General features: G+C 42.0%; 10 protein-coding genes. 4 read left to right on the top strand and 6 right to left on the bottom strand.

Annotation, left to right across the window (positions count from 1 at the left end; genetic code table 11):
- Positions 1 to 159: 159 nt before the first annotated feature.
- The 4 genes from yjeM to BLO53_RS02930 form a co-directional block, all read right to left on the bottom strand.
- Entirely contained in the window at positions 160 to 1674 is a 1515-nt protein-coding gene (gene yjeM / locus BLO53_RS02915; RefSeq protein ID WP_092059029.1) for a glutamate/gamma-aminobutyrate family transporter YjeM, read from the bottom strand.
- 167 nt (positions 1675 to 1841) lie between these two features.
- Positions 1842 to 2261, bottom strand: coding sequence for a helix-turn-helix domain-containing protein (locus BLO53_RS02920; protein WP_092059030.1), 420 nt, complete (start codon positions 2259 to 2261; stop codon positions 1842 to 1844).
- Positions 2262 to 3341, bottom strand: a complete 1080-nt coding sequence (locus tag BLO53_RS02925) for an acyltransferase family protein (protein WP_092059031.1) — start codon at positions 3339 to 3341, stop codon at positions 2262 to 2264.
- Between the two features lie 95 nt (positions 3342 to 3436).
- Positions 3437 to 3889, bottom strand: a complete 453-nt coding sequence (locus tag BLO53_RS02930; protein ID WP_092059032.1) for a hypothetical protein — start codon at positions 3887 to 3889, stop codon at positions 3437 to 3439.
- 367 nt (positions 3890 to 4256) lie between these two features.
- Here BLO53_RS02930 and BLO53_RS02935 point away from each other — a divergent pair, with 367 nt between their 5' ends.
- The gene (locus BLO53_RS02935) at positions 4257 to 6215 is read left to right on the top strand and encodes a fructose-1,6-bisphosphatase (RefSeq protein WP_092059033.1); all 1959 of its coding nucleotides are present in this window, start codon (positions 4257 to 4259) and stop codon (positions 6213 to 6215) included.
- Positions 6216 to 6322: 107 nt separating this feature from the next.
- Here the strand turns inward: BLO53_RS02935 and BLO53_RS02940 are convergent, their stop codons facing one another.
- On the bottom strand, positions 6323 to 9097 hold the full coding sequence (locus BLO53_RS02940) for a glycoside hydrolase family 3 protein (RefSeq protein ID WP_092059034.1): 2775 nt from the start codon (positions 9095 to 9097) through the stop codon (positions 6323 to 6325).
- 313 nt (positions 9098 to 9410) lie between these two features.
- On the opposite strand from BLO53_RS02940, the gene BLO53_RS02945 reads away from it, so the two are divergent.
- The 3 genes from BLO53_RS02945 to BLO53_RS19085 all read left to right on the top strand — a co-directional run bounded on the left by BLO53_RS02945 (position 9411) and on the right by BLO53_RS19085 (position 12429).
- Positions 9411 to 10613, top strand: coding sequence for a 2-hydroxyacyl-CoA dehydratase family protein (locus BLO53_RS02945; protein ID WP_092059035.1), 1203 nt, complete (start codon positions 9411 to 9413; stop codon positions 10611 to 10613).
- The gene (locus BLO53_RS02950) at positions 10606 to 12171 is read left to right on the top strand and encodes a 2-hydroxyacyl-CoA dehydratase family protein (protein WP_092059036.1); all 1566 of its coding nucleotides are present in this window, start codon (positions 10606 to 10608) and stop codon (positions 12169 to 12171) included. The genes BLO53_RS02945 and BLO53_RS02950 overlap by 8 nt, the downstream gene beginning before the upstream one ends.
- 90 nt (positions 12172 to 12261) lie before the next feature.
- Positions 12262 to 12429 carry a hypothetical protein gene (locus BLO53_RS19085; RefSeq protein ID WP_176757138.1) on the top strand — a complete coding sequence of 56 codons (168 nt, stop codon included), beginning with the start codon at positions 12262 to 12264 and terminating at the stop codon, positions 12427 to 12429.
- A 28-nt stretch (positions 12430 to 12457) separates the two neighbouring features.
- Here BLO53_RS19085 and BLO53_RS02955 read toward each other — a convergent pair whose 3' ends face one another.
- A complete protein-coding gene (locus tag BLO53_RS02955) occupies positions 12458 to 13390 on the bottom strand; it encodes a PP2C family protein-serine/threonine phosphatase (RefSeq protein ID WP_092059037.1) in 933 nt (310 codons plus the stop codon).
- Between the last annotated feature and the right edge of the window lie 119 nt (positions 13391 to 13509).

Raw genomic sequence — 13509 nt, forward strand, 5'->3', positions numbered from 1 at the left:
TGCCGGTCTTGTGCAACAAAAAAGCTCTGCGTATAAACGCAGAGCTACATAAATAGACATAGTTATTTCATGTAGTCCTGGTTTTGTTTAGCGACAGGAAGGTACAAATGAACTGTCGTTTATTGCGCTATCGGATTATACAGCCAAATAAGAAAATAATCAAGCATTATCCTTATTTGATTTTAGACGCTTTTCATAGCTTGTGTAAATGATCCAGGCAGCAAGGCCAAATACTACAGGACCACTAAGTGACCAAAATGTAGTCTTAAAGTCGCCATCAAGGGCTGGCTGGATAATAGCAAATACATTAGCCAGTAAAAGTGTAAGTGTTACAACATAGCCCCAGATATTAGCTGAAGCCTGTGATTTATATATTACAAAGCTTCTGTCAACGTCCTTCATTTTTTTGAACTTAGGGAAAGCAAATGATATAAACATGTAAGGCACTGTCATTCCTACATTAACCATAGCTGTCAAAATAACGAAAAACTGCTGCATTGTGTCGCCACCAAATGATACTAAAAGTACCATTATGCAAACGATCGTGCACTGTATCCACATAGCATTCCTTGGCATGCCGTCCTCAGAAATCTCGCCCATTTTTCCAGGCCAAAGTTCCTTGGGAGTGCCCTCGATAAGCTGTTTTAGCGGAGAATATACAAGAGTAAACATAGCTCCCATAAGTGCAAGAAGCATGATAAGTGCGTATACTCTGGCAAAGCCGTGAGCAAGTGCTACCTGCGTAGCCTGTGATGCGCCAAAAGCCTTACCAAATGATGCAGCAAAGTTTGACATGATCACATATGAAACGTTGCCAAGCGTGATGCTGTCTGATCCGAGGATCTCACTGTAATTTGTAAAAGAACCAACAAGCATGATCAAAAGTGCATATCCAACAACAATAACAAGTGCCGCTGACACAATTCCCATAGGAAAGTTCTTTTTGGGGTTTTCTGTCTTATCTACAAAACCGCCTACAGCTTCAATTCCGCCATATGCGAAAAGTGCATAAACGATAAATGATAAGATCATGATAGGACTCCCCTGGTAAGCTGCGTTAAGCGGAGTCTTAAGAGACTCAAAGCCTATAAATGGCTGCTCAAGCTGTCCATGGCGAGCAATGATCATAACAATTGAGCCAACTACAACCAAAATATTGATCGTAAGAACAGCTGTACCACCAACAGATGTTACAGCGCTAATCTTATCTATTCCCTTTGAATCAAAATAAGTAATAATAATGAAAAATGCTACCGCCATCAGTCCAAGTAATCTTGAACCAGATAAAAACTGTGATCCAAAAAGCGACCAATTTGCTGTGTTGTCCTCACCAAAAATGATATTTGATACTGGTACCCAGATACCTGAGGATACGTTTACCATCCACAGTATGTATGATGTGTACCACATAAGAGTTCCTACAAATGCATATTTGGGCCCTACAGATTTGCACATCCAGGAATACATACCACCAGTTTCATTTCTAAATGCGGAACCAAATTCTGCAATCATAAATGCGAAAGGTATAAAGAACAAAATACCTGCTATAACAAACCAAGGAATCGCTGCATAGCCCATCAAATAATATGACCTTGGAATGTTATTAAAACCATAAACTGATGTGAAGATCATCAGTATAAGAGGCATAAGCCCCAATTTCTTTTCTTCTTTCATTTTGTTACTAAAGACTCCCATTAAAAAATTCTTTGATAAATTTGCGACAGCGTCGTCAATTATATCACTTTTTTGAGGTTATCTCTAGAAACAATTTTTATTTGCATAATCTTTGTCCATTACTGACATTTCTCTGTACTTTAACATTTACACCATTCGTCCTTAACTCATTTAAGTTTTGCAATCATACCGGCCAATGCCAGGAAATTTTCAGTTTTGACTATGGCAATTCCCTGGCCTTCGTCTCCCAGAACAACCAGCTGGTCGCCGGCAGATATATCGAACAGCTTTCTGGCTTTTGCAGGAATCACTATCTGCCCCTTGTCTCCCACTGTCACAAGGCCAAAAAGATGCTTGCCCTTAGGTGGAACTGCAAATCCCATATTGTCCTCGGGCTCGTAATTAGCCAGGTCGTCAAGAGATACTCCAAAAATATTGGCAAGCTGCTTGCATTTATCAAGATCCGGAATACTCTCTCCGGCTTCCCATTTTGCAACGGACTGCCTTGTAACGCCAAGTTTTTCTGCCACATCCTCCTGAGTCATCTGTAATAATTTACGCAACTGAACCAGATTGTCCTTAAACATTTATTTCTCCTTTTTAATTCCCAGCACTGCCCACCTGAAGAACGGAATCCTTGAAATAATAGCATATAGCCCGTATCCGAATACAAGCCCTGCCGAAAGGCTTAATATGTAACATACAGGCGCAGACAATAGTCCAGGTTTTGCAAATATCAGAGCAACGGAAGATATTCCAAGGTAGTGGAACACATATAGTCCGAAACTATGCCCTGACATCCATTTGGATAAAGATCCCGAAAAGTCCCCAAAGCGTGCCATTCCGGCCAGCATTGCCAGTGATCCCACGTATGCATCAAGAACATATAAGAAGCCTCTGTTAATTGGCTTATCTGCATAATTATTACCAAAATACATAACAGTGAAAGTCACGCATATCGCAACAGCTAACATGATCAAAGGTACTGCTATCTTCTTCAGTCTTTCAATCACCTCATCATTGGAGAACACGAAGTAACCAAGCATGAAGAAAACGAAGTAGAACGCAACTCTGTAAACAGGAACTATGGGAGTGTTAAAAATCTGAGCCGCTCCCCAAATGGGTAAAATAAAAACTGCTACAAGCCACAAAGGAGTCTTAGCCCCTGCTTCCAAAAGCTTTCCTTTTTCAATCTTTCTGATAAGAACAAGCACAACACAGTATATCCACAGGAGATGCATATACCAGAGTACTCCACTTCCGGAGGCAACCATTATCAAATAGATAACAAGCTTCGGAACGCCCTCTGATACAAGACCTTCGAATCCTCCACCCAATGACATGCTCACATACCCCTGAATGAATTGAAATACAAAAAGACCTATTGTCGATGGAACCAGAAGCTTTAAAGTTCTAGACTTTATAAACTCTTTGTCTGAATGCGAATCAAGTGATAACCTGGCGCTGATTCCTGAAACAACGAAAAGTACAGGCATAAACCATGGATAGACCAGATACTGAAAACCATCGTAGTACTGAACCGGAAGATCTGTAATCTTTCCCAGACCTCCAAGCACGCCCTCAGCGTTATACATATAAAACACATGATAGATAACAACGATGACGACAGTGACCCAGCGAATGTTGTCCAAATAGTGTTTTCTCATACTAATCCCACCTTTGCAATTTATTTTAACACTATTCTATTGCACTAATAAGTATGAGTCCACCAACCATAATTAACATTTAAGAATCATTAGTGTTAAAAATTGTTGCCTTTCTGAAATTCATTTTGTGCTATACATACAATCTTTTCTGCGTTTACCATATTGTCTTCGACACTAAACAGTTTTTTCCCATTATGGTCAGTTGCAACGATGCTGTAGCCCATATGAAAACAACTTCCCCATCGAAGCTTCGCCGATGCTATATCTTCTCTTCGAAAATATCTTTTTTTACCAATTAATGGGACATAACAATATTCATGGCCAGATCTGATCACGTAAAGTGCTCTGCGCTTGTAATCCAGCAATAGAAGTATTCCTGGCAAAAGAAACGCTATAGTACACCCCAAAAACCATCCCAGCTGGGTCATATATCCGGTAATTATCTGATCCACCCCAATTAAAACAATGATCAAGTCCAAAAAAAGGCATAGTCCAGCCAGTATAGCAACAATTTTCGGCTCGTGAACTTTGTATTCATATTCTTTCATTTGTCTACTCCATAGCTTTTTCTATTCCGTATCCATTCCGATTCTACTATAAACTCCGTTTTTTGTGATTATATATACCATATTTCATCAAAAACAATGATCTCACGTCCACATTCAGGACAAATATCGCCGTCCTTAGGTTCTTCGGAGCAGCCAAGAACAAAACTTCTTAAGTCCAGGCAATGCAGGATTAACCATTTTTTGGATTAATCCTGCATTTTATTTCACACGCGATATGTTACCATTAATATGTGGTGACATATTTCTTTTCGTGATATCGCAAACAGCATTAACTTTTGCCTAATGCCTAATATCATTCACGGCCCCGAATTTGGGTCACTGCGCATCAGATGAGGAGGACGATTGCATGGGAAGTAATTTAGAAGCTCAGTATCTTAGGATTTTATCTAATCAGTTTCCAAATGTAGCAACGACAGCAACGGAGATCATAAACCTTCAGTCAATACTCAGCCTTCCAAAGGGCACAGAACACTATCTATCGGATATCCATGGAGAATATGAGCAGTTTGCCCATGTGCTCCGAAACGGATCTGGTGCCGTTAAACGCAAGATAGATGAGGAGTTTGGCAATATGCTCTCCGAAAAAGAGAAAAGAGATCTTGCGACTTTAATCTATTACCCTGAAGAGCGCATCAGAATGATCAAAAATACCACCTGGAACATGGATGAGTGGTATGTAGTTATGATAAATCGCCTGATACAGGTGTGTAAGAGCGCAGCCAGCAAGTACACAAGGTCCAAGGTTAGAAAGGCTCTTCCCAAGGACTTTGCATATGTGATTGAAGAGCTGATCACTGGACGAAGGGACTTGGGCAATCAGGAAGCCTATTACAACGAGATAATCCATACAGTCATCAGAATTGGCAAGGCGCCAGAGCTCATTGTGGCGCTATCAAACGCTATTACCCGCTTTGTTGTTGATCACCTTCATATTGTAGGTGATATCTATGACAGAGGCCCAGGGCCGCATCTGTGCATGGATACTCTTATGCATCACCATAGCGTTGATATTCAGTGGGGCAATCACGATGTAGTATGGATGGGCGCAGCAACCGGCCAGCTAGCCTGCATCGCCACAGTTCTGCGTTTCTCTGCAAGATATGGAAACCTTGATATTCTGGAAGACGGTTATGGTATCAATCTTCTTCCACTTTTCAAGTTTGCTCTTGATACCTACAAGGATGACCCCTGCGACTGCTTTAAGCTGCATTACAGAGAGGGCGAGTATGACCTTTCCAATGCAGATATTGACCGCAAGATGCATAAGGCAATTGCAGTAATACAGTTTAAGGTGGAAGGCCAGCTTATTAAGGCCCATCCTGAGTTCCACATGGAGGACAGGCTTCTTCTTGATAAGATGGATCTTGAGAGAGGCGTTGTCCATATCCGGAATGTTGAATACAAGCTCCTTGACACAAATTTCCCCACAATTGATCCTGCGGATCCTTATGCTCTGTCTCCGGAAGAAGCTGAAGTTATGGAAAAGCTGCGAAATGGCTTTATCAGGTGCGAGAAACTCCAGGAGCATGTGAGATTTCTTTTCCGCAAGGGAAGTTTATATAAGGTATATAACAATAACCTCTTGTATCATGGCTGTGTACCGCTTACAGAAGATGGCAAGCTCAAGGAAATAGAGCTCTGCGGCCACAAATACAAGGGCAAGGCTCTGTATGACGAGCTTGAGAAGATCCTAAGGAAAGGCTACTACGCTCTGGACCCTGATGAGAAGCAGCTTGGAATGGACATGCTGTGGTACACTTGGTGCCATGAGAATTCTCCAGTGTTTGGCAAGAACAAAATGGCTACCTTTGAGCGCTACTTTATTGCTGAGAAGGAGACTCACGAAGAGAAGAAAAATCCCTATTACAGCTGGTATGACGATGAAGAAACAATAAACATGATCATGAGTGAGTTTGGTCTTACATCTCCTGAGAGCCGCATTGTAAACGGTCATGTGCCTGTGGAAGCCAAGAAGGGCGAACTTCCTATTAAGTGCGGCGGAAGACTTATCGTTATTGACGGCGGATTTTCCAAGGCTTATCAGCCAAAGACCGGAATTGCAGGCTATACCTTGACCTACAATTCTTATGGATTCCTTCTGGCAGCCCATGAGCCTTTTGAATCTGTTGAAAAGGCCGTGGAGACTGGAAGTGACATCCATTCAGATACTGTACTGGTCCAGCATGTTGACAAGAGAAAGACCGTGGCAGACACTGACATCGGCCAGAACATCAAGGAAACTATTGCTCAGCTTGAAAAGCTCTTAAATGCCTATAGAACAGGACTTCTTGCTGAGAAGGAGTAAGGTAATATTAAAATGCAGGATCAATCCAAGAAGGATTAATCCTGCAGCTAAAACTAAATTAGAATTTTATAGTATATAAATTCCCAGACTAATTCATCCAGTATATATTACAGTTCCTCTACAACCCTAAGCTTTGCAGACTTAATGCAAAGTCCGCCCTGAGTCAGGAAGAACTTAAGATAGAAAGTGCCGATATAAGAAGGGAAAAGAGTAACTTTCACTGTCTTCCAGTCTCTGTCCATACCGGTAAGTGTAATAGTCTTTACAAGACCCTTATCCTGGAAGATAGAAATAGGAAGCTGCGCCACATCAGGCTGATCATCAGCTTTAAGCACAAGCTCCAGTTCAACAACGCTTCTCTTAACTTCAGTTAAAAGAAATGTTGTCTCATCTCCTCTTCCTGTCTTTATGAGAGATGTATCCAGGGAAACCTCGTTGCCAGGCATCTTTACATCTATTATCTCCTGAAGACGAACATCCTCCGCAGTAACTGCACTCTTTAATTCCTCATCAAGCTCTGACTCTTCTCCCAAGAGGTGTCTGTAAGCCGGGCTCTTTAGCAGGAATCTTAGGATATTCTCTGCACATCTTGCAAGCTCTGCTCTTGAAAGTCTTCCATCCTGTAGAGCCTTCTCAAGGTCATCTCCGTTTGAGTTAGTCTCTGCATTTCCATTTACCATGTTAAGGTCGTTCTGAGCGCGAACCTGAGAAGATACATTCTTGTAATCACCAGCATCTCCTGCAAAGTTATTGCCCATTGCCCACCAGTCTGTCATTACAATTCCGTCAAATCCCCACTCTCCGCGCAGGATAGTAGTAAGAAGATCATAGCTGCTGGCAGTCCAGATGCCATTTACAGGGCCATAGGTGCTCATTATTGCTCTGGCATTGCCCTCTCTTACTGCGATTTCAAAGCCCTTTAAATAAATCTCACGAAGGGCTCTCTCAGAAACAATATTATTAACGTTATGTCTCTTAAACTCCTGTGTGTTTCCAGCAAAGTGCTTGATAACACCAGTCACATCATACTTGTGAAGTCCACGCAGCTGAGCAGCAACAAGCTTACCTGTAAGGAAAGGATCCTCAGAGAAATACTCAAAATTTCTACCATTCATAGGATTTCTGTGAATGTTCATACCAGGTCCCAAAAGGGCATCAATCCTATATCTTCTAAGATCAAGTCCTTCCCAGTTAAAGAGCTCTTCGTTAAGCTCCTCGTTGAAAGTGCAGGCAAGACAGGTTCCGTTTGGAAGAGAAAATGCATGGGTTCCGCAGTCCATACGAATTCCAGATGGGCCATCAGAGCAGCCCGCAACAGGTATTCCAAATGCCGCAAGCTTATCTGTAACTCCGCCGAAGGCTCCTGCAATTCCTGCTGTTACCTTAGGTGAGCACATTCCTTCACCTCTCATCATGCAGCAAAGATCTTCATCTGAGAGCTGTGCAATAAACTCATCCATGGAGACCTTCTTATTCTCCACATCCACAAGCTTATAGCCCTTATCTCCTGTAAAGGGAAGTGCCTTAGGAAGTCTGTCCTTGCTTCTCTTATTTGGGTCAACTGTTCTTACAGGAACTTTCTCATAGGTCTTTTCTACACTTCCATCCATGCAAACCGCCTTAAGGCGCTTGAAGTCATAGATTGGCGCATATGCCTCCTCACAGGAGCACACAACTTCAGTCTTTTCAACAGTAAAAGAACCCGCAAGCTTAGCGCTTCTTATATCGCTTCCGATATATATGTTATATATACCATCCTCTAACACATAGCAGGACTTATGACCTGTAACACCGCTATCATCATAGGATGCAAGATAGTACAGAGGTATCTCAAAGCTAATTCTCTGGGAATCTCCCTTGCGTAAAAGATCTGTCTTATTAAATCCACATAAGGCTCTGCTTGCCTTGCCTAGCTTGCCCATAGGAGCCTCTACATAAACCTGTACAGCCTCCTTACCATCTACATCTCCAGTATTGCGAACCAGAACCTCCAGAGATATTCCATCTTTTTTGTCAAAAGAAAAAGCTCCCGGCGCTATATCAAAGCTTGTATATGAAAGTCCATAGCCAAAAGGATAAAGAACGCTTTCTTTGTCAAAGGTCTCGAAATAGCGGTATCCTACATAGATATCCTCAGTCTGATAGTTTTCCTTATCAGAGCCAAAGTTTTCTGTAGATGAATAGTCGCTTATATTAGCTGCTATTGTATCAGGAAGCTTACCTGATGGATTTACCCTGCCGCTTAATACGTCAAATACGGCGTTTCCGCCTTCCTGACCTCCCTGCCATACATAGAGAACTGAAGAAGGCTTTATCTCTTTTACCCACTTCATATCTATGATATTTCCAACATTTAAAAGAACTACTGTCTTATCAAAAGCTCTGCAGACCTTGCTCAGAGCATCCTTCTCCTCATCAGTCAGAAGAAAACTGCCCTTTTCATTCTTGTTATCCTGATCCTCACCTGCTGTTCTACCAATGATAAAAATAGCAGTTCCAGACTCTTTAGCTGCCTCTTCTACAAAGTCTTCTGTAAGAGGCATTTCCTTCTGAAACCATGGCTCAGCGGCCCAGCCTATACCTGTGTCAAAAGGATTTTCCTTAACAAATTCTTCATAGGCCTTTCTTACAGCCTTATTAATCTTAAAATATCGTGAATTTTCCAGGGCTTCAAAGATTCCAACAACATAGTCAACATTTACCATGCCGCCTGACCCGGTTCCACTCTTGTAATAATTCATCTGGCTTCTGCCAAATACTGCAATCTTCTCATTCTTTTTAAGAGGAAGAACATTCCCCTCGTTCTCCAAAAGAACTATTCCTTCCGCAGCTGCAGCGCGGATAACTTCCTGAAACTTTTTGTAATCCCAGATTTTACTCATAACATTCTCCTACTTTGAACCTCAGCCAACTCTCATTGATTCTTAAACACACTTTACCTATGATATCCTAAGTTGCTTACAATAGTATATGGTACTATTCAATAATATTTTGGCCTTTTCTTAGTTAACCTTTCCTTAAAAAATGTTTCGATACTAATCTATTTTGCATTATTTTTTACCATATTTTTAGTCACTTTATTTATTTTGGGTATTGATTTTTTGTAAGCTTTATTAATTGACACTAATAATGCCGTACTATAGACTATTATTACACTATTTAAATTTCTAATTAATTATTGGGGTAGGGGGAAAAGTGAAAGACTTAAGGCATCTGATATTCTTTGAGAATCTTCTCTTAGAAGCAAATAATGAACTCGTTCAGAAGGCTCAGGCAGATTCAAAGGTTTGTGTGGCATACACCTGTGAAAATGTTCCTGAACCTCTTATTAATCTAGAGGGGTGTTTTTCTGCAAGACTGCGTGCACCCAGGACAGGATCTCTTGATATTTCCACATATTATATGACCAGCTTTTTATGTGAATACTCTCGTGCTCTTCTCGAGCGCGCTATAGAAGGCGGCTTTAACTTTGCCGATTGTATGATCACGCCAGATGGCTGTTCCATGATGAACCGCTGTGTAGAGAATATGGAACTTTTAAAGACCCTTGGCAGTGGCAAAGAGAAGTTCTTCTTCGAGTACATGGAAATTCCAATGAAGGCCGACGATAACGGTCTTAATCTATATGTAGTACAGTGCCGCAACCATATTTTAAAGCCACTAAACGAAAAATATGGCATAGACATTTCTGATGCAGCCATCAGAAAAGCTGTGGAGGATCACAACCGTATCTGCAGGCTGATCCGCGCCATAGGCGAATTTAAAAAAGAGGAAAAGCCAAGGATCACCGGTTATGAGTTTGCTGTAATAACACTGGCAACCTACGTAGCTCCGAAATATCTTTTAATAGACAAATTAGAGGAAACTCTTGAAGAAATAAAGACCAGAGAACCTGATGAAAAGAGTAAATTCAGAGCAAGAGTACTCGTAGCGGGCTCTGAAATTGACGATACTGATTTCATAAAGCTTGTGGAAGACTGCGGAGCTTATGTCTGTGCAGACCGCTTCTGCTATGGCTCTCTCCCCGGCAGAAATCCTATCGAACTTAATGATAAAGAAGATGCTCTAACTCAGGTCTGCAGAGCATACATGAACAGGGGCGAATGTCCAAGATTCATGAATACCCACAAAATGGATCACCGTCGCGAATACGTCGATCAGCTGGCAAAAGAGTATAAGGCTGACGGTATCATCTATGAACAGATGAAGTTCTGCGACCCTTGGGCCTATGAAAAGATGATGGGCTCTACCATCTTAAGAGACAAGTACGGATATCCTGTTCTTGCAGTTGACAGGCCTTACTCAATTGGAACATCAGGTCAGATGCAGACAAGAGTTCAGGCCTTTGTCGAGAGTATTGAGATTAAAAAGATCCAGAGAGGTGGGGAAAATGGCTAAACAGATTGGCGCCGACAGATTAGGCGATTTTTATAAAGAAGGTTCAAGAGTCCGCAAACGCCGCGAATGGCGAGGCTTTAGAGATACAATGTACGATTACTCCAGATGGCTCTGGATCATGATGACTCTGGGCAAGTTCGTTATGAAGCCCAGAAACGTCAAGGCCATGTTCCGCTATCGCTGGATGGCCAATTATCTTGCAGTACCTATGATGGTTGACAGACACACTCAGGGTCTTCGTGGTGAATACCTCAGAATCTGTCATACTGAACAGGACCTTGTAATCAAGGATGTAGCCAATCTTCTGGATTCTCTCTTTAGAGGCGACAGACGAATCGGCAACGACAAGAAGTTTTCAGATAAGGTTGTTCTGGTTGATGAAAACGAGATGACAGCTGTAATGATGGGCTTCCCTGATCTTAAGGTCTTAAGCCGTGAGACTCCGTCAACCTACGTTTCAGTACTTCTAAACCAGCGCGCTGCCTGCCACTACATAGATGTAGCCCAGGAGTTTGGCCTCGCTGGTGATGTCTGTCCTATGCCTGAGGCAGAAGCCGGAGTTTCAATTGATGATGATGCTCCTATCCTGGGTGCCTGCGCGATCCAGTGTAACACTACCTGCGACGGTTCACTTCTTGGAAACGGTGTTATCTCACAGAGACTAGAAAAAGAGAATGGTATTCCAGTATTCCAGCTTGCTGCTCCACTTCGTCACAGAGAAGACGACGTTCAGGACTACGCTGCACAGGAGATAAGAAATGCCATCGCTTTCGTAGAAAAACACACTGGTCACAAATGGAATTGGGATGCATATTTCGAGTGTGCAAAGCGTGTCAATTACTTTACCAAATGCCGTCAGGAGTGGCTTGAGATGAATCGCACTCCATATCCTCAGGTATTTGGCTCAAACCTTGCTCTTTATACAGAGACCAACTACATGGCAATCTGCGGCAGAATCCCTGCTTTTGAAAAAGCAGATGCCAAGATCACCAAGCTTGCAAGGCAGGCCTACGCCAAAAAGAAAATGGCAGCCAAGGAATACCGCCACCGCGCTATAGTTTGGGGTGTTCAGTCTCACTACTACATGGATTTCCTCGTATGGCTCCTTAACTGCTGGGGCATCGTTCCTCTTACAGATATGCTCTCAATGGTATCAACCAAGGAGCTTGTAACAGAGGACACTCCTGAAAATAGAGAACAGGCCATCTACGACATGGCATGGCTTACAGAGAATATGATCATGAGAAACAGAACCCACGGCGGCTACAAAGTACTACTGGATGAACTCTGGGAGTTTGTTGAGATGTTCAACGCAGATATGGTTATTCTCTGGGAGCATATGAGCTGTAAAGCCCTTGATGGAATGCATGGAATGTTTGAGGAAAAGGCCCGCGAAAGAGGAATCCCTCTTGTATGGGTATCTCACGACCTTTTTGATCCAAGGATCATATCCCGCCAGGGCGTTCGTGATCAGATCAATTCCTTCATGCGCACAGTAATGCAGGAGGAACCAATTGATCCATCACTGGAAGTACTTCCAGACGATCAGAGCTGGTAATTGCAGTTTTTATCTATAACCTCTTGTGGGCAAAATAGGAATATGCCCACAGGAATTTAAACAATAGCATTTTTATAGGAGGAAAAAGAAATGACTACATTTCTTCTGGTACTTAAGATAATAGCAATCGTACTTGTAGTATTCTTTGTGCTGACTTTTACCGTTTACTTCTTTAACCTTGATATGAAGCTGACTGCAGCAATTGAGCCATGGTTACTGAAACATTATGACAAAATAGATAGAGACCAGCATCTTTGATGCTGGCCTCTTTTTTTTAAACAAATATTTACTTTCCAGAAAACTCTATGCACAACATTGTAATATCATCAAACTGTTCTGCCCCTTCTTCAAATGCATCAATTGCCTGATGCATACCTTCTATCAGGGACTGAGGATCCTGCTTCACCAGTTTATTAAGGTTCTCTCCGATGCGATCAAGTCCAAACAGCTCTTCTTCCTTATTCTGGGCTTCAGCGACGCCATCAGTATAAACAAAGAGCTTTCCGCCCTTTGGAATAGTCATTGTATAGTCCTCATAGCCCTGATCCTCAAGGGCTCCTATCATAATGCCATGGGGATCCTTGAACATGTGGAACTTGCCCGTTTCATCAGTAATAAATGGATATTCATGGCCTGCACTTGCGGCAATTACCTCTCCATTTGTGATATCCATGATTCCAAACCACACAGTAACAAACATGGTATTGGAGTTTTCTTCGCACATGCGGTCATTAAGATATCTGAGTATCTCTGAAGGCTTAGGATTTTTAGTGTTTTCGTATTGGTTCATCAAAGCAATGGCAGACTCATACTTGCTGAACACCTCTTCAGGGCCGTTTGCCATAGGCTTTCTAAGCTCATCATCCAAAAGCTTCAGGCTATTTTTTATGCTTTCCATAAGTCCGCTGTCCTTGGAAAGTTTCTTGTCATTACAAAGAAGAATCGCATGGTTTCGTGCGAGCCTGGTCTTATCCTGGGCAGTAAGACGCTCTCTCATCTCCTGACTAATTTCGCCCATAAGACTTTCATCCTGAAGACGACTTGCGATCATATCATTTTCACGGGTAAGTTCTTCTTCGCTATAGCCCGATTCACCGAGGACTCTTTGACTCATACGATTCTCATGCAGAGTCTCATTCTGCATTTCCTCTGATATCTCTACTGAAAACTTATATTCGTCATTCTGTTGTCTTTTACTAAAATAAGCATCCTTCGGCATAGATTCGTCTCCATAGAAAATTAAGCTGCTCTTGCGCAGTAATCCTCTTTATAATTTTACTTCATGTCGTTAATCAATATTCTTAATTTTGTCTTAAATAGCCAAAAAGATTGTATAAA

It is taken from the genome of Butyrivibrio sp. INlla14 (assembly GCF_900102515.1).
Lineage (GTDB): Bacteria > Bacillota > Clostridia > Lachnospirales > Lachnospiraceae > Butyrivibrio.